16 protein-coding genes are annotated in these 19,233 nt (G+C 64.6%); 8 read left to right on the top strand and 8 right to left on the bottom strand.

The genetic code is table 11. The features are described from left to right. Nucleotides 1-30 precede the first annotated feature (30 nt). Nucleotides 31-435 carry a RidA family protein gene (locus tag F2P46_RS05860; RefSeq protein WP_166886118.1) on the top strand — a complete coding sequence of 135 codons (405 nt, stop codon included), beginning with the start codon at nt 31-33 and terminating at the stop codon, nt 433-435. Nucleotides 436-715: 280 nt separating this feature from the next. On the opposite strand, the gene F2P46_RS05855 is transcribed toward F2P46_RS05860, so the two are convergent. Both F2P46_RS05855 and F2P46_RS05850 read right to left on the bottom strand, forming a co-directional pair. Then, nucleotides 716-1,324 (bottom strand): 3'-5' exonuclease, encoded by a 609-nt coding sequence (locus F2P46_RS05855; protein WP_166886116.1) that lies wholly within the window; start codon nt 1,322-1,324, stop codon nt 716-718. A gap of 11 nt (nt 1,325-1,335) precedes the next feature. Further along, nucleotides 1,336-1,818 (bottom strand): ProQ/FinO family protein, encoded by a 483-nt coding sequence (locus F2P46_RS05850; RefSeq protein ID WP_166886114.1) that lies wholly within the window; start codon nt 1,816-1,818, stop codon nt 1,336-1,338. Nucleotides 1,819-2,360: 542 nt separating this feature from the next. Between F2P46_RS05850 and rpoD the strand changes: the two genes are divergently transcribed. After that, nucleotides 2,361-4,928 (top strand): RNA polymerase sigma factor RpoD, encoded by a 2,568-nt coding sequence (gene rpoD, locus F2P46_RS05845; protein ID WP_166886112.1) that lies wholly within the window; start codon nt 2,361-2,363, stop codon nt 4,926-4,928. A 205-nt stretch (nt 4,929-5,133) separates the two neighbouring features. Then, the gene (locus tag F2P46_RS05840; RefSeq protein WP_166886110.1) at nt 5,134-5,583 is read left to right on the top strand and encodes a hypothetical protein; all 450 of its coding nucleotides are present in this window, start codon (nt 5,134-5,136) and stop codon (nt 5,581-5,583) included. Nucleotides 5,584-5,769: 186 nt separating this feature from the next. On the opposite strand, the gene F2P46_RS05835 is transcribed toward F2P46_RS05840, so the two are convergent. Together F2P46_RS05835 and ppc are read right to left on the bottom strand one after the other, a co-directional pair. Next, nucleotides 5,770-7,140, bottom strand: a complete 1,371-nt coding sequence (locus tag F2P46_RS05835; RefSeq protein WP_166886108.1) for a PAS domain S-box protein — start codon at nt 7,138-7,140, stop codon at nt 5,770-5,772. A gap of 240 nt (nt 7,141-7,380) precedes the next feature. Then, nucleotides 7,381-10,191 carry a phosphoenolpyruvate carboxylase gene (gene ppc, locus F2P46_RS05830; protein WP_166886106.1) on the bottom strand — a complete coding sequence of 937 codons (2,811 nt, stop codon included), beginning with the start codon at nt 10,189-10,191 and terminating at the stop codon, nt 7,381-7,383. A gap of 157 nt (nt 10,192-10,348) precedes the next feature. On the opposite strand from ppc, the gene hemC reads away from it, so the two are divergent. The 5 genes from hemC (at nt 10,349) to ppa (ending at nt 15,308) form a co-directional block, all read left to right on the top strand. Continuing rightward, nucleotides 10,349-11,383, top strand: coding sequence for a hydroxymethylbilane synthase (gene hemC, locus F2P46_RS05825; protein ID WP_267875827.1), 1,035 nt, complete (start codon nt 10,349-10,351; stop codon nt 11,381-11,383). Next, the gene (locus F2P46_RS05820; protein WP_166886105.1) at nt 11,376-12,146 is read left to right on the top strand and encodes a uroporphyrinogen-III synthase; all 771 of its coding nucleotides are present in this window, start codon (nt 11,376-11,378) and stop codon (nt 12,144-12,146) included. Before hemC ends, F2P46_RS05820 begins: the two co-directional genes overlap by 8 nt. Then, complete coding sequence (locus F2P46_RS05815) at nt 12,143-13,324, top strand: uroporphyrinogen-III C-methyltransferase (protein ID WP_166886103.1); 1,182 nt, start codon at nt 12,143-12,145, stop codon at nt 13,322-13,324. The genes F2P46_RS05820 and F2P46_RS05815 overlap by 4 nt, the downstream gene beginning before the upstream one ends. A 1-nt stretch (nt 13,325) precedes the next feature. Further along, a complete protein-coding gene (locus tag F2P46_RS05810) occupies nt 13,326-14,522 on the top strand; it encodes a heme biosynthesis protein HemY (protein ID WP_166886101.1) in 1,197 nt (398 codons plus the stop codon). Between the two features lie 240 nt (nt 14,523-14,762). Next, on the top strand, nt 14,763-15,308 hold the full coding sequence (gene ppa / locus F2P46_RS05805) for an inorganic diphosphatase (protein WP_166886100.1): 546 nt from the start codon (nt 14,763-14,765) through the stop codon (nt 15,306-15,308). Nucleotides 15,309-15,393: 85 nt separating this feature from the next. Here the strand turns inward: ppa and F2P46_RS05800 are convergent, their stop codons facing one another. The 4 genes from F2P46_RS05800 to F2P46_RS05785 all read right to left on the bottom strand — a co-directional run bounded on the left by F2P46_RS05800 (nt 15,394) and on the right by F2P46_RS05785 (nt 19,226). Then, the gene (locus tag F2P46_RS05800) at nt 15,394-16,827 is read right to left on the bottom strand and encodes a PA domain-containing protein (RefSeq protein WP_166886098.1); all 1,434 of its coding nucleotides are present in this window, start codon (nt 16,825-16,827) and stop codon (nt 15,394-15,396) included. Then, a complete protein-coding gene (locus F2P46_RS05795) occupies nt 16,817-17,197 on the bottom strand; it encodes a hypothetical protein (protein WP_166886096.1) in 381 nt (126 codons plus the stop codon). The genes F2P46_RS05800 and F2P46_RS05795 overlap by 11 nt, the downstream gene beginning before the upstream one ends. Before the next feature lie 22 nt (nt 17,198-17,219). Then, on the bottom strand, nt 17,220-17,882 hold the full coding sequence (locus F2P46_RS05790; protein ID WP_166886094.1) for a choice-of-anchor J domain-containing protein: 663 nt from the start codon (nt 17,880-17,882) through the stop codon (nt 17,220-17,222). Nucleotides 17,883-18,143: 261 nt separating this feature from the next. After that, the gene (locus F2P46_RS05785; protein ID WP_166886092.1) at nt 18,144-19,226 is read right to left on the bottom strand and encodes a branched-chain amino acid ABC transporter permease; all 1,083 of its coding nucleotides are present in this window, start codon (nt 19,224-19,226) and stop codon (nt 18,144-18,146) included. Nucleotides 19,227-19,233 lie beyond the last annotated feature (7 nt).

Here is a 19,233-nt window from a genome sequence, read left to right as displayed (position 1 = left end):
GCCTCATTTCGTTCACCAGTGAGGTTTTTCATGAGTATTGCGCAGATTAATCCCGCCGCTTTGTATGACGGCGCACCGTTCGGCATGTCGCAGGCGACGGTCGATAGCGGCAGTGGGCTTGTCTTTGTATCGGGGCAGGTCGATTGGGGGACCGATTACCAGGTCAGGCACGACGGCATCGAGGCGCAGGCCGAGAGCGCCATCAAGCATCTGCTGACCGTGCTGGAGGCGGCTGGCTCGTCGTTCGCGAATGTGCTGCAACTGCGGGTATATGTCAGGGGAGAGCTCGGCGAGCACATGGACAAGCTGGCGCCGCTGATGGCCAGGCATGTCGGCGCATCGCGCCCGGCCCTGACCGGTATCGGCGTCGCTTCACTGGCGTCGCCGCAGACCTTGATCGAAATCGAGGCAGTGGCGCGGGTTTGCGGGCGATAAGAGCCTATCTCAGTAGATCGGGGAAGCTGATGGCGACATGCGCGTAGGCGATGCATGGCAAGCGAGGGCAAGGCGCGAGGAGGCCGCATGGCTAGCCATGCAACGACGAGGGTATTCCGAAGGAATACCGAGGCCGCACTCGCTTGCCAGGCGCGCCAGCAGCGACTCCGATCTACTGAGATAGGCTCTAAGTAGCGTCCAGGTTGGACGGCGCGTCGGGAATGTCGACCTTGGGTCCGCCCAGGCTGGCACGAGCGCAGCGGGCGACGTGCGGGATGCGTCAGGTGGCGGCCTTGGCCACCGCCTGCTCCGAGCGCCAGCGCCGGTACACGCGCAGCGCCACATGCGCGTCGTCGGCCGCGTACAGAATCTGCTTGTCGCTCAAACGCGCCAGCGACCAGTTGGTAGTGGTGATCTTCTTGGATTTTTGCAGCTTCTGGCCGAAAAAGCGCGCCACCGCCGTTTTCGCGCCAAGGGTATTGCGTTCGCCCTTGCGCAGCGCGGTCGACAGGTCGAGCACGTTGTGGGCGTCGATGCCGAGTTTGCCTTGCAGGCGCAAAATGTCATCCTTCAAACCGAAACCCACCTTCAGGATGGACTTCGATTCGAGCACGGCCTTGAGCACGCTGATGGCGACCTCGGCCGCCGGCCCGGCGCCGATCTGGAACAGGTAAGCGACCTCGTCGGTTGCCAGTTGCACCAGGTGCGGGCCGGTTGACTGTTCTCCCTTGAGGAAGGTCGGCTTCGATTCGGTGTCGAAACCGAGCACGTCGGTCGAGGAGAGCGCCGCCAGCGCGCCGGCCGCATCCTGCTCGGAGCGGACCATGCGTACGCTGGCCATCGTGATGCCGTCGTAAGGCGGCAACAACGCGTCCGGATCGGTCGTCATCGAGGCCGGGATCAACCGTTGCGCGAGAACTTGGAGGCGAGCTGGAGCAGCTTTTCCTGGCGCAGGCGGTTCGCTTCGTCCGCTTGGGCGGCGTCGCGTTCGGCCTTCTTGCGCTCGGCTTCTTTCTTGAAGCGTTGCTGCAAGGTTTCTTTGGCGTGGGTGCGATGGATGTCGCTCACTTCCGCGCCGGCTACGCCGTCGAGGTCGTAGCGGACCGTGGCTTTTTCCATCGCGCGCAGGTAGCGCAGCGATCCGGTATGGATGCCCAGCGCGGCGCGCATGGTCTTGCGGTCCAGGCCGGGAACACGCGCCAGCAGTTGCTTGTCGATGCCGATCGCCAGGGGCAGGCAGTCGCGAAAGGCGGGGAACTGTTGTTGCAATTGCTTGAGCAGGGAGCGCGCGCTTTGCGCGGGGGCTGGAGCTGAAGCAGGAGCAGGAGCGGGTGCGGTGACGGGAACGTCCGCGGACTCGGCGGCAAGACTAGTTGTATTCATTGACTTCATTGTAAGAGCTGGAACCGGAAGGATAGCATGCGGCCATAGGCGCGTGCGTGGATTTTATTCGCTGTTGGGCATTGGGTTCATGCGCGGAGGGCCGGGAAATCGTGTATCATGCTCCTCTTGCCCTGCGCGCGGGTTGACGAAGCGCAGAAGGTTCAGTCAGCAGGTAGAAGGCGTCCCGGCACCGGCGGTTATCAGTCAAGATTATATCTTTGGCTTATATCTGGTATTCGATATATCAATTATCGCGATATCTCGCCATGGTGCATAATGGTGATTGTCTCTTCTATTGTTCATCTGAAAATAGATTCAAGCCCGTTTTGCCACGGGCTTTTTTTCGTTCCGCCATGCATAGCGCCATTTTGATCATAGCATACGCACCACAGCACCCCCGCACGGGGTACGCCCACCAGGGCCATCGATGCATCCGGTCGTGCTTGCAATTCGGCTACATCGCCCTTAGCTAGGGCCATCCTGATACACGTTCCATCGAGCGCGGTACGCCGAGCTCGGGTGGATTATTGACTGGAGTTTTAATGAAGAACACCGCGAAGACCTTAACCCTGACCGCCACCAAAGCGCCGCGCAAGAGCAGTGCCCAACTGGCCGTACCGAAAACCGCAACCTCCTACTTCCTCGAAACGGAAGCGGCGGCCAAGGTCACGGTGGTCAAGAAGGGTTCGCGCCTGGCCGCGGTGATGGCTGCGGCCGATCCGGTCGAACTGGTCGAGGTGGGTGCGCCTGCCGAGACCATCGAGCACGCGCTCCAGGAATCGGTCGTTGCCGAGACCATGCTGGCGTCCGCGCCGGCCGCCGACGGCGCCGCCGTGCCGGTGGTGGTGCGCAAGCGCTCCAAGCTGGCCGTGCGTCCCGACCTGGTCGCCGGGGTCGATGCCGACCTGGTGCCGGGCATGAAGGTGGCGCCCAAGGCGCGCACCGCGGTCAAGAAGATGGACCCGGAGCCGACCATGATCCAGACCGCCGGCCAGGCGGTCAGCCAGACCACGGACGCGGCCGCGCTGGCCGCGATCGATACCTCCGGCTACCTGCTGCCGTCGGTCAAGGTGCCGGGTCGCCGTGGCCGTAAACCGAGCGAATTCACGCCCGAAAACGATGAAGTCGCCGCGCTCAACGCGGTCGAGCGCGCCGAACTGAAAGCGGTCTCGAAAGCCAAGGAACGCAAGGCCAAGGGCGGCGTGAACGGCATGCTGGCCGCCGATCCGAAAGCTTCGGAAGCGGATATGGAACGGCGCCGCCAGCAGATCAAGAACCTGATCAACATGGGCAAGGAGCGCGGCTACCTGACCTATGCCGAGATCAACGATCAACTGCCGGAAAACATCATCGATCCGGAAGCGGTCGAAGGCATCATCGCCACCTTCAACGACATGGGCATCGCGGTCTACGAGCGCGCGCCGGATGCTGAAATGATGCTGCTGACCGATACGGTCGCCACCGCCACCAGCGACGACGAAGTTGAAGCGGCTGCGGCCACGGCGCTGTCGACGGTCGATTCCGACTTCGGCCGCACCACCGATCCGGTCCGCATGTACATGCGCGAAATGGGCGCGGTCGCGCTGCTCACGCGCGAAGGCGAGATCGAAATCGCCAAGCGCATCGAGGGCGGCCTGAAAGACATGGTCCAGGCCATTTCGGCCTGCCCGACCACGATCGCCGAAATCATCGCGCTGTCGCACAAGATCGCCAACGACGACCTGAAGGTCGACGAAGTGGTGGACGGTTTTGTCGATCACAACGAGAGCTCGGCCCCGGCCGCGCCGGTGGTGCACGCCGCCCCATCGGAAGATGACGAAGAAGAGGAAGAAGAAGTCGAGGAAGAAGACGGCGACGCCAATGGCGGCGCGGCCGGGTTCTCGGCCGAACAGCTGGTCCAGCTGCGCAGGAACGCACTCGACAAGTTCAAGATCATCGAAACCGAATTCGACAAGATGGCCAAGGCCTTCGAGAAGGATGGCTACGGCACCAAGAACTACGTCAAGGCGCAGGAAGTCATTTCGAACGAGCTGCTCGGCATCCGTTTCACCGCCAAGGTCGTCGAAAAGCTGTGCGACACCCTGCGCGGCCAGATGGATGAAGTGCGCCATATCGAAAAAGCCGTGCTGGCGATCTGCGTGGACCGCTGCGGCATGCCGCGCGCCCACTTCATCAAGGTATTCCCCGGCAACGAGACCGACCTGGCCTGGGTCGACCGCGAAGTCGACTGCGCCTATCCGTACAGCGTGGTATTGAGCCGTAACGTGCCTGCGATCAAGGAACTGCAACAGCGCATGATCGACCTGCAAGCGCGCGTGGCCTTGCCGCTGGCAGACCTGCGCAAGATCAACAAGCAGATGGCGGCCGGCGAAAAGCGCGCGCGTCACGCCAAGCGCGAGATGACGGTTGCCAACTTGCGCCTGGTGATTTCGATTGCGAAGAAATACATCAACCGCGGTTTGCAATTCCTCGATCTGATCCAGGAAGGCAACATTGGCCTGTTGAAGGCGGTCGACAAGTTCGAGTATCGTCGCGGCTACAAGTTCTCCACGTATGCGACGTGGTGGATCCGCCAGGCGATCACGCGTTCGATCGCGGACATGGCGCGCACCATCCGGGTGCCGGTGCACATGATCGAAACGATCAACAAGATGAACCGTATTTCGCGCCAGATCATGCAGGAAACCGGCAGCGAGCCGGACCTGGCGACCCTGGCCCTGAAGATGGAAATGCCGGAGAACAAGGTTCGCGAGATCATGAAGATCGCCAAAGAGCCGATTTCGATGGAAACCCCGATGGGCGAGGATGGCGATTCGCAACTGGGCGACTTCATCGAAGACAACGCCACCCTGGCGCCGCTGGACGCCGCATTGCACGCGTCGATGCGCAATGTGATCAAGGAAGTGCTCGATTCGCTGACCCCGCGCGAAGCAAAAGTGTTGCGTATGCGCTACGGTGTCGAGATGTCGAACGACCACACCCTGGAAGAAGTGGGCAAGCAGTTCGACGTCACGCGCGAGCGGATTCGCCAGATCGAAGCGAAAGCGATGAGCAAGCTGCGCCAGCCGTCGCGTTCGGACAAGCTCAAGAGCTTCCTGCACAACCATTAAGAAGCGCTTGTCGCGCCGGCCGCCTGGCCTGCGCGATGGCGAAAAAACCGTGTCCACCCGTCGGGTGCGCACGGTTTTTTTACGTCCGCTCCGTGGCGGCATCGGTTTTCCTGAGGCACCCAGCGTCCCGGTGTGGACTTAATGGCAATAAATGTTTCCCAGCGCGTTATTAAAAATGCTATGCTCGAAGGCTATTACTTCATGATTGATTGAGGAAAAAATGCAGATCACATTCACACGCCGTCCTTCCCGCCGCATCTTGCTGCTCGCGCTCGCGCTGATGGCGTCGCCGGCGGCCGTCCTGGCGGCCAACACCATGGCCACCCCCGACCCCGCGCTGGTGGCGCGCTATCTGGGCGACACCACGGCACGGCACGCGAAACTGGCCGAGTGCAAGAAGAAATACGATCCGGCCGGCTTCATGAGCGATGTGGCGTGCATGAGCGCGGAGAACGCCCACCGTAAAGCGGCGAGCAACAACCTGGCGTCGACCTGCGACGCGACCGATACCTTTGTCTACGCCCCCGCGAAGCTGAAGGGAAAAGCGCGCGAAGACTACTTTATTGCAAATACGCCATCGGAGGCGATCCTGAAGAATTGCAATCTGACCAGGGAAAAATGGCTGAGCGACAGTATGAAAAGAACGCCGAGATAATGGAATCGGAGAAAAACAAGACACCCACCTGGTCACCCGAAAAAAATGCGCATCCGGAAGGCCCGGACGCGCAAACAGGGGGTAGTCAATAAACCAGGCCGACCTTGCCGCACCTGCTTTACCGGTGTCCATTGTACATACGTCGACACGCTTTTCTGTTACATTTCGTGTATTGTTGTATCCGCGCTAATCCTCCAGCGCCGCCGCTGCCTCGCTCTCGAGTGGAATCATCATCGCCAGGGTGGTCCCGCCGCCCGGCCGGCTGTCGATCACCATCTGCCCGCCGAACACATCGACCCGTTCACGGATCCCGCGCAAGCCGAACGAGGCCACCTTGGCGGCGTCGCCCGGCCCCATGCCCACGCCGTTGTCGACGATGGTGATGGTCAGGTATTCGATGCCGATATCGAGCCCGATCTCGACCCGGGTGGCCTTGGCGTGCCGCAAGATGTTGAGCAGGCACTCCTGGATGATGCGGAAAATGACGTCGGTGTGGTGGCTGTCCGGCAGCGGTCCGTCACCCTCGACCACGGTGAGCGAGGTGGCGATGCCGCTGCGCTTTCCGAACTGTTGCACCAGCCACTCGGCGGCCGCCGGCAAGCCCAGTTCCAGGGTGCTCGGATGCAGATCGTTCATGATCGCGCGCACCGACCGGATGGTCAGGTCGATGGTGTCGAGCACATCGCCCACCTTGCGCTTGAGCAGCGGATGGCGCAGGCTGGCGCGCGCGTGCAGCATTTCCACGTCGATCTTGAGCGCCATCAGGTTCTGCCCCAGCTCGTCATGGATGCCCTTGGCGATGCGCTTGCGTTCGTCTTCCTTGATCGTTTCCAGATGGGAGCTCAACTGGCGCAGCTCGCGGAACGATTCGGCCAGCGCATTCTCGGCCATCTGGCGCTCGGCCACTTCGATGCGCAGCCGGGCGTTGCTGCGCTCGAGCTCGGCCGTGCGCATGCGGATGCGCACTTCCAGGCCGATCTGCACCGCCGCCAGTTCCAGCTCGGCCGCCTTGCGCCCGGTGATATCGGTGAGCATCAGCAAGGTGCCGGCGGCCATGCCATCGTCGCCCAGCATCGGCCGCCCGCTCACGATGGCCCAGCCGATGCTGCCGTCCACCCGGCGGTACGACAGGTCGTGGGTGCAGCCGACATGGGCGGCGTCGGCGCTGGTCATCTCGGCGAGGTCGCGGGGTGGATTGTCGCCCAGAAACTCGTGCATCGGACGCCCCAGCAGGGTGCCGGGCGTGGCGCCGAACATCTGGGCCACGCGGGCGTTGGCGAAGGTGGTGCGGGCCGCGCCGTCGAGCGTCCAGACGCCTTCGTGCGCGGTGTCGATGAAGTGCCGGTAGCGGCTCTGGGCATGGTTGCGCGCGATGGCCAGCGCGCGGATGCGCAGGCTGGCCACCAGCGCGGCGCCGGACAGCGCAATGACGAGGGAGAACAGCCAGCGCGGCAGCGCGTGGGCGTCGCTCACGGCGATCAAGCCCACCAGTGACGCCAGCACCAGCACGATGGCGGCGACGGTCAGGCAAAGCGACTCCACGCTCCACGTTTTCATGCGCACCCCCTCGTGTTTCAGACAGGTTGTTGGTCAGTTCATTCTATGCCAACTTGTTGAGACCGGTGCAATTTGTACAGGACGACGAATCGCCCGTATGCCGCGTGCATGTAGTGTTGGAGAATTGATTCAATCCCGCCGTGCGCCGCGGCGCAGGGTGGGCGCGGACAAAAAACGACCATCCGGCGCCAGGCTGGCGGCGGATGGTCGAGGGGACAGGCGGGCGGCGCGCGCCGGGTCTTAACCCGTGTTGCGCAGGCCGGCGGCCACGCCGTTGATCGACAGGTGGATGCCGCGATGGACCCGCTCGTCGACCTTGCCCGGTTCGCCCGACAGCGCGCGGTGGCGGTGGATCAGCTCGACCTGCAAGTGGTTCAGCGGATCGAGGTAGGCGAAGCGGTTCTGGATCGAGCGCGCCAGCAGCGGATTGCCGGCCAGGCGTTCATGCGCGCCGGTGATCATCTCCAGGCAGCGCAAGGTGGTGCCGTGTTCGGCCGCGATGCGCTTGAAGATGCGTTCGCGCAGTTCGACGTCGGCCACCAGCCCGGCGTAGCGCGAGGCGATCGCCAGGTCGGTCTTGGCCAGCACCATGTCCATGTTCGAGAGCAGGGTGGCAAAAAACGGCCACTCCTTGAACATGGCTTGCAGGGTCGCGATTTTTTCGTCGCGATCGCCTTCCTCGACCCATTGCGTGATGGCCGAGCCGAAGCCGTACCAGCCCGGCAGCAGCAGGCGGCACTGGCCCCACGAGAACCCCCACGGAATGGCGCGCAGGTCTTCGATGCGCTTGGTCGACTTGCGCGAGGCCGGACGCGAACCGAGATTGAGTTCGGCGATTTCGGCGATCGGCGTGGCCGAGAAAAAGTAGTCGGTAAACCCCGGCGTTTCGTAGACCAGGTTGCGGTAAGCCTTGTAGGCGCGCCCGGACAGCTCGGCCATGATGGCTTCGAAGCGGCCCAGTTGCTGCGCCTTGGCGCCTTCGGCCGCATGCGGCATCAGGCTTGCCTCCAGGGTGGCGGCGACCAGCAGTTCCAGGTTGCGGCGGCCGATTTCGGCGTTCGAGAACTTGGAGGCGATGATTTCGCCCTGTTCGGTCAGGCGGATCTGGCCATTGACGGTGCCCGGCGGCTGCGCCAGGATCGCTTCATACGATGGTCCGCCGCCACGGCCGACCGTGCCGCCCCGGCCATGGAACAGGCGCAGCTTGACGCCGGCGTCCGCGAACACCTTGACCAGGTGGATTTCGGCCTTGTACAGCTCCCAGTTGGAGGTCAGGAAGCCGCCATCCTTGTTCGAGTCCGAGTAGCCAAGCATGACTTCCTGGAGCTGGCCCTGGTGCGCGATCAGTTCCTTGACCAGCGGCAGCGCCATCCACTCGTTCATGATGCCGGCCGCGCGCTGCAGGTCGGGAATGGTCTCGAACAGCGGAATGACCATGGCGTCGAGCTGTTTGTCGCGCGCGCGCAGCAGGCCCGTTTCCTTCTGCAGCAGCAGCACTTCGAGCAGGTCGGACACGGTCTCGGTGTGCGAAATGATGTAGTTGCGGATCGCGCGCTTGCCGTAGCGCTGGCGGATATCTTTCGCCGCGCGCAGGATCGCCAGTTCGGACGCGGTTTCCTCGCTCAGTTCCGCGTACGGCGAATACAGCAGGCGCGGTTGCGCCAGTTCGGCCAGCAGCAGTTGCACCTTTTGTTCTTCGCTCAGTTTGGTGTAGTCGGCTTCGACGCCGGCCCCGGCGAACAGCTCGGCCAGCACTCTTTCGTGCACGTCCGAGGTCTGGCGCATGTCGAGCGAGGCCAGATGGAAGCCGAAGATGGCGGCGGCGCGCTGCACCGTGGCCAGGCGCGGCTTGACCAGCAGTTGGCCGTGATTGGCGCGCAGCGAATCGGCCAGCACGTCCAGGTCGGCGCAGAAGCCGGCGGCATCGAGGTAGGGCGCGGCGTGCCCGACTTCGCGGCGCATGATATTGGTCGCGCCCAGCGCACGGGCGGTGGCCGCCAGGCGCGCGTAGATGCCGATCAGGGCGCGCCGGTATGGTTCGTCGCTGCGGTGCGGCGACTGGTCGGGCGAGGCGTCGGCCAGCGCTTGCAGGGCGTCGCTGGCGCCGACCATCAGGGTCGAAATCGACAGCTCGGCGCCGAGCGCGTGCACTTCGTCGAGATAGAAGTCGAGGATGGTGGTGGCCTGGCGCACCAGCGCGTGCTGCATGGTGCCGGCGTTGACGTTCGGGTTGCCATCGCGGTCGCCGCCGATCCAGCTGCCCATCTGGACGTAGGAGTTCTCGGTCAGGGCCTGGGCGCCGTCCGGATAGTGGGCGGCGATTTCTTCTTCGATGTCGTCGTACAGGCCAGGCAGCTCGCGCAGGAAGGTGATGCGGTAGTAGGACAGGGCGTTGTCGATTTCATCGGCCACGGTCAGCTTGGAGTAGCGCAGCATGCGCGTCTGCCAGAGCGTGGCGATGCGCGCGTGCAGCAGCGCCATGTTGGCCACCCTTTCGCGCGGCGTGAGCGGCAGGTCGCGTTCTGCCAGCAGGCGCGCGATGTCATGCTCGGCGTCGAGAATGCTCTTGCGCTGCACTTCGGTCGGGTGGGCCGTGAGGACCGGGGCGATCAGGGCGTCGCTGAAAAAGGTGCGCACCGTGTCGCTGGCCACGCCGGCGGCTTTCAGCTTGGACAGCGCGAAGCTCACGCTGCCCTGTTGCGGCGCCGAGCCGGCCAAGAGGTGGGCGCGGCGGCGGCGGATGTGGTGCTGGTCCTCGGCGATGTTGGCCAGGTGCGAAAAATACGAAAACGCGCGCACCACCGAAATGGTTTGCTCGCGCGTGAGCTTGTGCAGCAGGGCGGTCAGGTCCTGGCCGGCCTGGGCGTCGTCTTCGCGCCGGAAGCGCACGGCGGTCTGGCGGATGGTCTCGACGACATCGAAGACCGCTTCGCCTTCCTGGTCGCGCAGCACGTCACCGAGCAGGCGGCCAAGCAGGCGAATATCTTCTTTCAGCGGAGCGTCCTTGTCGAGGAGGGGAGGGTTTTCTTGTGCAGCGGATGAATTTACCATGTTGGACCACAGAGTTAAAGTTGGTGCAAAGGCTTCTGGCCAGGTTCTGCAAAGGGGACGCATGATAAAATTTGTGATCTTATGCATGTGCCGATGACTGCCATAACCGGTTTGAGGTTTTACGACAGTGAAAGAATCCGTTTTGAAAGCAACTGAATTGACTGGTACGCCTTCGCGTCCGCAGCAGCCCTCCAAGCTCATTATCGCTTCGCGCGAAAGCCGGCTCGCCATGTGGCAGGCCGAGCATGTTCGCGCGCAATTATCTTTATTATATCCGCAGTGCAGCATCGAGATTCTCGGAATGACGACCCGCGGCGATCAGATCCTTGACCGTACTTTATCAAAGGTCGGCGGCAAGGGTCTGTTCGTCAAGGAACTCGAGGTGGCCATGGCCGAGGGACGCGCCGACCTGGCCGTGCATTCGCTCAAGGACGTGCCGATGGACTTGCCGGAAGGGTTTGAACTGGCCGCCGTGCTGGAGCGGGAAGACCCGCGCGACGCCTTCGTGTCGAACGACTTCGCCAGCCTGGACGAACTGCCGCCGGGTGCGGTGGTGGGCACCAGCAGCCTGCGCCGGCAGTCGCTGATCGCGGCGCGCTACCCGCACCTGGTGATCAAACCGCTGCGCGGCAATCTCGATACGCGCCTGGGCAAGCTTGATCGCGGCGATTATGCCGCCATCATCCTGGCCGCCGCCGGGCTCAAGCGCCTGGGGCTGCCGCAGCGCATCCGTTCGCTGATGGACCCGGCGCACTCGCTGCCGGCGGCCGGACAGGGCGCGATGGCGATTGAAATCGTCTCCGGGCGCACCAATGGCATCGACCTGCGCGCGGTGCTCGCGCCCCTGAACCACGTGCCGACGGCGCAGCGGGTGGCGGCCGAGCGCAAGGTGTCGAAGGTGTTCGGCGGCAGTTGCCAGATTCCGCTGGCGGCCTTCGCCATCATCGACGGCGACGTGATGCACCTGCGCGCCATGGTGGCCACGCCGGACGGCAAGCGCAGCGCGCACGCCGAACTGCGCGGCCCGGCCGACGATCCGGAACTGCTCGGCCAGCAAGTGTCGGACTTGCTCGACACCCAGGACGCGCGCGCCATCCTGGCCGAGTGCAAGGCTGATGCCGCCATGGCGGACGCCGCCGCCGGCGCCGCCGCCGCGCCCGCCATCCCCAGCGCGCCTGCGGCCGATGCCTGATCCCGTCATCATCACCCGTCCGCTGGCGCAAGCCGGCGCGCTGGCCGAGCAGGTGAGGGCGCTCGGGCGCGAGGCGGTGCTACTGCCGCTGCTCGACATTTCGGCGCTCGAGGACCAGGGCCCGCTCAAGGCGGCGCTGGCCGGCATGCACGACTGCGCCATGGTGGCCTTTGTGTCGCCCAACGCGATCGATGCGGCGTTCGCCCACATTACCGTGTGGCCGACCTGGGTGACGCTGGCGGTGCTGGGCGAGGGCAGCCGCGCGGCGCTGGAGCGCCACGGCATCAACAGCAACACGGCCACCATCGTCAGCCCCCGCGACCCGACCCGGAGCGACTCCGAAAACCTGCTCGAGACGCTCGACCTGGCGGCCCTGGCCGGCCAGAAAGTGCTGATCGTGCGCGGCGAAAGCGGACGCGAGCTGATGGCCGACGGGCTGCGCGCGGCCGGCGTGATCGTCGCCACCGTGCCGGCCTACCGGCGCAGCGTGCCGGTGCTGACGGAGGCGCTGGCGCAGCAGTTGCGCACGCTTTTGCAGGGCGACAACGATTGGATCATCACCAGTTCCGAAGCCCTGCGCGCTCTGGTGGCGCTGGTGGCGCAGCTGGACGACCCGGCCCTTGTGGAAAAAATGCAACAACAGCACCTGATCGTGCCGCACGCCCGTATTGCCGAGACGGCAAGCGGGCTGGGCCTGACCAGCTTGACGCTGTGCGGATCAGGCGACGAACGTTTGCTTGCCGCGTTACAATCACGAGCATGAACGAATTGCCTACATTACCTGAACACAACGCAGCGCCCGGCGCTGTACCCCAGCCAGCTCCCGCGGACCAGTACAGTGCGCCGCCTGCGCGCGCCCGCGCCTCCAGTGGCGAGAGCATGAGCGACATCTTGCAGCGTCCGATGACGGTGGTGGTGATCCTGCTGGCGCTGCTGCTGGCCGCGCACGCCTGGTCGACCCGCAGCAATTTGCTCAAGCTGCGCATGGAAATGGCCAACCGCCTGCAAAAGGGCGATGTCGTCAATACCGAAACGAGCGTGCTGGCGCGTACCGTGCAGGACCAGACCAAGGACTTGCAGGCCAAGGTGAGCCTGCTCGAAAACCGCCAGGTCGAAGCCCAGAGCCAGCAACTGGCGCTGGAACAGCTGTACCAGGATTTGTCGAAGAACCGCGACGAATGGGCGCTGGCCGAAATCGAACAGGTGCTCTCGACCGCCAGCCAGCAGTTGCAACTGGCCGGCAATGTGCAGGGCGCGCTGATCGCGCTGCAAAACGCCGACCGTTCGCTGTCGCGCTCGGACAAGCCGCAATTCATCACCATCCGGCGCGCGATCGCCGGCGACATCGACAAGCTCAAGGCCTTGCCGGCGCTGGACCTGACCGGCGTGGCGCTGCGCCTCGACAACGTGATTACGCAAGTCAATACGCTGCCGATGCTGGCCGACGAAAAACCGGCGCTGCCGGCCAAGCCGGTGCGGGCCGACAAGGTGGCCGCCGCGCCGCTGGCAGTCAAAGCGGGCTTGGCCGGCGTTGCGGCCCCGGTCGTGGTCAAGGAATCGATGCTCGACAAGGTGCAGGACGTGTGGCAGAGCTGGACTGGCGAAATGTGGGATGAAATGCGCCAGCTGATCCGCGTGCGCCGCGTCGACACGCCCGCAGCGCTGATGCTCTCGCCGTCGGAAACCTACTTTGTGCGCGAAAACGTCAAGCTGCGCCTGCTGAACGCGCGCATGGCGCTGCTGGCGCGCAATGAAGTGGCCTTCCGCAACGACCTGGTGGCGGCGCAGGATGCGCTGGCCAAGTATTTCGACACGCGCGCCGGCACCACCCAGACCGCGCAAGCGCTGCTGCGCCAGGTCCAGGCCAGCAATCTGGCGATCGAGATGCCATCCCTGTCCGACAGCCTGAACGCCGTGCGCAACTACAAGGCGAAGCCATAACATGCGCCTTCTTCTCTGGTTAGTCGCGCTGATGGCAGCGGCCATCGGCATTGCCGTGACGGCACGCTTTAATCCGGGCAACGTGGTGTTTTTCTACCCGCCGCACCGGATCGACATGTCGCTCAATTTCTTCGTGGTGGTCGTGGCGCTGCTGTTTTTGGTCGTGTACGCGCTGCTGCGCGCGGCCCGCGCCACCTTCGGCATGCCGGCCCGCGTTGCCGCCTACCGCAAGAGCAAACGCGAACGCGATGGCAACAAGGGCTTGCGCGACGCGCTCAAGGCCCTGTTCGAAGGACGCTTCGGGCATGCCGAAAAAGCCGCCATGCGCGCCGCCGAACTGCCCGAAAACGCCGGCATCGCCGCCCTGATCGGCGCCCGCGCGGCGCACCGCATGCGCCAGGGCGCGCGGCGCGACAACTGGCTGGCCGGGGTGGCGCACGACAATGCGCTGAAAACCGCGCGCCTGATGACCATGACCGAACTGCTGGTGGACGACCACCAGCCGCAGGCGGCGCTCGACGCCGTGGCCGAACTCAACGCCAGCGGCACGCGCCACATCCACGCGCTGCAATGGTCGATGAAGGCGCACCAGCAAGCGAAAAACTGGCCGGAAGTGCTGCGCCTGGTGCGTTCGCTCGACAAGCACAAGGCGCTGCATCCGGCCTTGTCGGCGCGGCTGCGCGAGCTGGCCTACGACGCCTTGCTGTCCGACAGTTCGCACGACGCCGAATCGATCCTGCGCGTGTGGGCGAGCGTGCCGACGGCCGACCGGGTCAAGCCGTACGTGGCGGCGCGGGCGGCGGCGGCCTTGAATGCGCGCGGCTTGCACGACGAAGCGCGCGCCAGCGCCGAAGAAGCGCTGCGCGCCGACTGGGACGACCGCGTAGTGCGGGCCTACCGCGAGTCCGCAGCGCAGGCCGGTTCGCCCGCCTTGCTGGCCCAGATCGAGCATTGCGAAACGTGGATGAAACAGCGTCCGACCGACGCCGAGCTGGCGCTGACGCTCGGTTCGCTGTGCCTGAAACAGAAACTGTGGGGCAAGGCGCAGCGTTACCTGGAACAGGCCTTGTCGGACGCGACCGAGCCACGCATGGTGCGCGAGGCGCACCTGAAGCTGGCGCAGATGCACGAAGCGCTGGGGCAGCGCGAAGAGGCGAATGCGCATTTCAGGCAGTGTGCGCTGGCGAGTATTTTGTAGGCAGTTTAGTCGATACCGCTAAGCTGAAACCCGTCGCCCCCGTGCAGACGGGGGCCCAAGCTTGCTCCGTAGTCGATGACTGAGCGGCGAACTTAGGCCCCCGTGTGCACGGGGGCGACGGTTTTGAAGCTGCTGGATGCTTCGTTCGATGTATGCCCCCACTTGCTGCAATGCACAAGCCCACGTGAAATTTCGTTATAATGTCGGCCACTGACCCCCTCCGCAATCTAAGGATATCCCATGAGTTTGAATAAAGTCTCCTCCGGCCGCGACGTGCCGAACGATTTCAACGTGATCATCGAAATCCCGATGAATGCCGATCCGATCAAGTACGAAGTGGACAAGGAATCGGGCGCGATTTTCGTCGACCGCTTCATGGGCACCGCCATGCACTACCCATGCAACTACGGCTACGTTCCGAACACCATCGCCGACGATGGCGACCCGTGCGACGTGCTGGTCATCACCCCATTCCCGCTCATTCCTGGCGTCGTGGTCCGTTGCCGCGCCATCGGCGTGCTGAAAATGACCGACGAAGCCGGCGGCGACGCTAAAGTGCTGGCCGTTCCGGTCGATAAGATCCTGCCGATCTACAAGCACTGGCAGAAACCGGAAGACATGAATGAGCTGCGCCTGCAGCAGATCCAGCACTTCTTCGAGCACTACAAAGATCTGGAGCCAGGCAAGTGGGTCAAGATCGAAGGCTGGGGCGGTCCTGACGATGCCAAGGCGGAAATCATGAACGGTATCGCCGCGTACGATAAAGACAAAGCCGACAAGGCGTAAGCCCGCCACCGCCAGTGGCAGCGGCGGTATCAGGCAGTAGACGACGCGCTCCTCAGGGAGCGCGTCGTGCGTTTACAGCGCCGTGTTACCAACCGATATCTTGTAACAAGGGATAGGTCAGGTCATGCGGCGGAACCACATCGTGCAGCAGGTCGGCGTTGATGGCCGGCTCCATCAGCTGGTTCGGCTTGGTATCGACCGAGTAGTGCGACACCGACGAGCCCGGCGAGTATTCTTCGGGACTGTACATGCGCACGCGCCGCACCCAGTCGGTGCCCGACAGTTTGTCGGGATCGACGCCCAGGCTGGCGATCACGCCGGACGAGGTGCGCGAACGCCGGTACATGGCCGACTTGAGCTGCTCGCCGGTGGCTTTGTCGATGCGTACCGCCGGAATGCGCACGGCCGGGTCGCTGCCGCCGAGCGGGCTGACCGGGTCGCCCGTGTTTTCCATCACCACCATGCCGCGCGCCCCCGCGTTCTGCAAGATGCGCGCCTTGGTCACGAAGGAACAGGCGCCCCGGTCGACCAGGGCGATATTGCCCCTGACGGCCAGCGCGTTGGCCGGACTGAGCGGGGTGCAGGCCAGGCCGCTGCCGTTGGCCTGGTCGATCAGCGGCATCAGCTCGCCCGTCACGGCGTTTTGCCCGAGTTGCGGGCCGAACGAGGCATCGCCCACCGGGTGCTTGCCGCTGGCCTTGCCCGCCGCCATGCCGCTGATGAGCAGTTGGGGTTCGGGCGCGAGGATCTGCGCGGCCGCTTTGTGGACGCGCTCGCCGTTCCAGGACAGGGTGGGGCCGCCGATGGCCGACAGGCGCCGTTCGTCATTCTTCATGTTGATCCAGGTTTTGTTGTTGCGGATGTCGGTCAGGAAGTGATCCCAGACCGATGGCGTGCCGAGGAAAAACTCGCCGGTGCTCTCGTCGGTGAAGTTCTGGAATCCCAGTCCATGCCCCATTTCGTGCAGCAACACGGCGACCAGGTCGATCTGCTCGCCCACCTTGCGGTCCAGCCCGAGGTAAAAGCCGGAACCGGGCAGGCAGTCGGGGAACAGCCCGAGGCGGGAATTGAAGCGCGCGCGAATGTGCGCCTGGCCCGGCGAGGCCAGGTCCTGGCCCGCCAGCTTGCTCGCCAGCGCCCCCGGATACCAGGTGTTGGCCATGGGCGCCTTGGGGAAGTCGGAAAACACTTCGGTCGCGCCGGCCGAGCCGAGCACCGCGCCCTCGGCGTTGCATTCGAGCGGCTCGAACGAGGCGGCCACCCTGATCGGCACCGGGCTGTTGAGTGTGCGCCCCCAGATGTCGGCCGCGTGCTGGAAGGCGATCAAGCGTTGCGCGCCGAGCGTGCGCCCGCTGTTGCCGCCGACCGGCTGGACCGGGGTGGGATCGTTGAAGCCGACGTTGGGCGCGTTGCCGTTGACGATGGTGATGGTGCTTGCGGCATGCGCGCCGCCCAAGGTGCAGCAGGCGAGGGCGAGGATGGCGGCGGCCTGCCGCAGGGGGGTGCGCTTATTGCTCATTCTGGCGCTCCCCGGCCGGCGTGGCGGCATCGTGATGGGCGGCATGCACGGCGTCGCTTTCGCCTTCCACGCAGCGCTGGACCAGCTTGCCGTCCGGCGCGCGCGAGGCGACCGAATACACCACGCCGCGCTGGCCGAGCGGCGCGCTGCGGGTGCCGTCGGCGCGCACGCTGACCTGCGGTTGCGGGAGCGCGACCTGCGGCTGCGGCAGCTTGCCGCGCATGGCGCGCAGTTCGGCGGCGGTGGCCGGACGCAGTTGTCCGGTTTGCTTGTCGCGCACCACGGCCATGCCGGCGGATTGCTCTGCCGCCACGGCAGCCGTCGAGAGGACAGCCAGCGCGCAGCAGGTGATCAGGGTTTTACTCAACATATCGGGATTCTCCTGGGTGAGGTCACATTAGCTGCCTGCGGCGAAGCAATACCAGACTGCCCAAGCCGGCCAGCAGCATCAGGTAGGCGCCCGGTTCAGGCACCGTAGTGACTAAGACAGCGTCGATGCCAATATAGTTCGCCGCCGAGGCGTCTCCGATGTAACGAAATGCGAATCGACCCTGGCCGTTGTAGTCGACGCTGGAAATGACCTGCTGCCAGGCAGTGGGGTAGTCCGAGATGCCGCCCAGCACGCCGAGCACGGTGTCGAAACCGGCGGTGCCGCTGCCGCTGCCGGGGGCAAAGCGCACTTCGAGCGTGTCGCCGAAGCCGGAGGCGCTGGCAGAGCGCGTAAAAAACGACAGCTCGCTGGGGCCGAGCAGGGTCACGACCGGCGTGATCAGCCAGTTGTCGATGCTGCCCATGCCGTTCTGCGCGCTCAGGAAATTGGCGGCGGCATATGACGACGCCGGGCCGGACGGGGCGGGGAAGACGCCCGCGTTGCCCTGCGACCAGGCCAGGCCAGGCGGCACGCTGTTGTTGATCAGTTGCCAGTTGTTGAGGGTGCCGATGTCGTTGAAGTTTTCGTTGAGGACGACGATCGGATCGGCGGCGTGCGCGACGGCGGGCAGCGCGGCGGCCACGGCGATGGCCGCCATGGCAATCAGTTGTTGATGGGGTTTCATGTCGTTCTTTCAGCAGTTGCCAGAAGGATGGCACTTCCACTCGCGCTGGCAGGCGCGAGGCCACGGTTGACTCATCATAGGAGTGGAGGTGGCGCCAGCATTGATGTGCGCTTAAAGAACAGGGGGCGTTTTCGGGGTATTCCGGGGAACTTATAGGAACAGGCGCGACGAAGCTTGATGGCGCGCGTTAGAAGGACGAAAAAGAGGGACGAAAAAAAGCGTCCCTGCCAGCACAGGGACGCCAAGGAGCGAGCGGGACGATCAGTTGGTGGCGGTTCGCGCGGCAATCTTTCGCAAGCGCAGTTTACCGACGATGCCGATCGGGAAAAAGTAGATCGACAGCACGAACAGCACGCCCAGCCACAGCATCCAGCGGTCCGGATGCAGGGCCTGGGCCAGCAGCGGCACGCCGTCGAGCGCGGCCGAGCCTTGCGCCATCAGCGACTTGAGGTAGTTCTGGGCGAGGATGAACAGGGTGGCGCCCACCACCGCGCCGTACATGGTGCCCATGCCGCCGATGACGACGATCAGCAGGATGTCGGTCATGACCTCGAAGCCGAGCATGGTTTTGGGGCCGACGTAGCGCAGCCACAGTGCCATCAGCGCGCCGGCCAGCGCCGCCACCAGGGCCGCCAGCACATTCGCCCAGATCCGGTACAGCACCGTGCGGTAGCCGAGCGCCTCGGCGCGGAACTCGTTCTCGCGAATCGCTTGCAGCACCCGTCCGAACGGCGAATTGACCACGCGCAGCAGGAACAGGAACAGCAGCAGGCAGCCGCCGAACACGATGTAGTAAGTGATCAGCTTGCCGTCGATGGCGCGCCCGAACAGCTCGGCCTCGAACAGGCGGAAGCCCGGCGTGAGCCATTCCGGCACGCTGAAGGTCTTGCCGTCTTCGCCGCCGGTCAGGTCGGACAGTTGCGAGGCCAGCACGGCAAACGAGGCCGCCACCGCGAGCGTGATCATGGCGTAGAAAATGGCGCGCACGCGCAGCGCGAACAGGCCCACCACCAGGGCCAGCGCCAGGGTCAGCAAGAGAGCCAGCGCGACCCCGCCCAGCAGCGCGCCCCAGCCCGGCTCGCCGTGCGACAGTCCCAGCCCGACGCCGTAGGCGCCGATGCCGAAGAACATGGTGTGGGCGAAGGACACGATCCCGGTGTAACCGAGCAGCAAGTCGTAGGAGGCCACCAGCACGATGTAGACGCAGATGGTGGCGGCGGTGTTGAGGGGGCGCGCGCCGCTGGTGATGAAGGGGGCCAGCGCCAGTCCCAGCAGGATCAGCAGCAGGGTGGCGGACAAGGCCCGGCTGCGCGGCAAGTCGCCTGATAGCAATTGATTGAGCATGGTGTGT

It is taken from the genome of Massilia sp. CCM 8734, assembly GCF_011682155.1.
GTDB lineage: Bacteria > Pseudomonadota > Gammaproteobacteria > Burkholderiales > Burkholderiaceae_D > Telluria_A > Telluria_A rubra.
This window is presented reverse-complemented; position numbering and strand designations above follow the sequence as displayed.

Coding starts and splice junctions, on each gene's coding strand:
- F2P46_RS05860 (WP_166886118.1), top strand. CDS start 31: ATGAGTATTGCGCAGATTAATCCCGCCGCTTTGTATGACGGCGCACCG.
- F2P46_RS05855 (WP_166886116.1), bottom strand. CDS start 1,324: ATGACGACCGATCCGGACGCGTTGTTGCCGCCTTACGACGGCATCACG.
- F2P46_RS05850 (WP_166886114.1), bottom strand. CDS start 1,818: ATGAATACAACTAGTCTTGCCGCCGAGTCCGCGGACGTTCCCGTCACC.
- rpoD (WP_166886112.1), top strand. CDS start 2,361: ATGAAGAACACCGCGAAGACCTTAACCCTGACCGCCACCAAAGCGCCG.
- F2P46_RS05835 (WP_166886108.1), bottom strand. CDS start 7,140: ATGAAAACGTGGAGCGTGGAGTCGCTTTGCCTGACCGTCGCCGCCATC.
- ppc (WP_166886106.1), bottom strand. CDS start 10,191: ATGGTAAATTCATCCGCTGCACAAGAAAACCCTCCCCTCCTCGACAAG.
- F2P46_RS05820 (WP_166886105.1), top strand. CDS start 11,376: ATGCCTGATCCCGTCATCATCACCCGTCCGCTGGCGCAAGCCGGCGCG.
- F2P46_RS05815 (WP_166886103.1), top strand. CDS start 12,143: ATGAACGAATTGCCTACATTACCTGAACACAACGCAGCGCCCGGCGCT.
- F2P46_RS05810 (WP_166886101.1), top strand. CDS start 13,326: ATGCGCCTTCTTCTCTGGTTAGTCGCGCTGATGGCAGCGGCCATCGGC.
- ppa (WP_166886100.1), top strand. CDS start 14,763: ATGAGTTTGAATAAAGTCTCCTCCGGCCGCGACGTGCCGAACGATTTC.
- F2P46_RS05800 (WP_166886098.1), bottom strand. CDS start 16,827: ATGAGCAATAAGCGCACCCCCCTGCGGCAGGCCGCCGCCATCCTCGCC.
- F2P46_RS05795 (WP_166886096.1), bottom strand. CDS start 17,197: ATGTTGAGTAAAACCCTGATCACCTGCTGCGCGCTGGCTGTCCTCTCG.
- F2P46_RS05790 (WP_166886094.1), bottom strand. CDS start 17,882: ATGAAACCCCATCAACAACTGATTGCCATGGCGGCCATCGCCGTGGCC.
- F2P46_RS05785 (WP_166886092.1), bottom strand. CDS start 19,226: ATGCTCAATCAATTGCTATCAGGCGACTTGCCGCGCAGCCGGGCCTTG.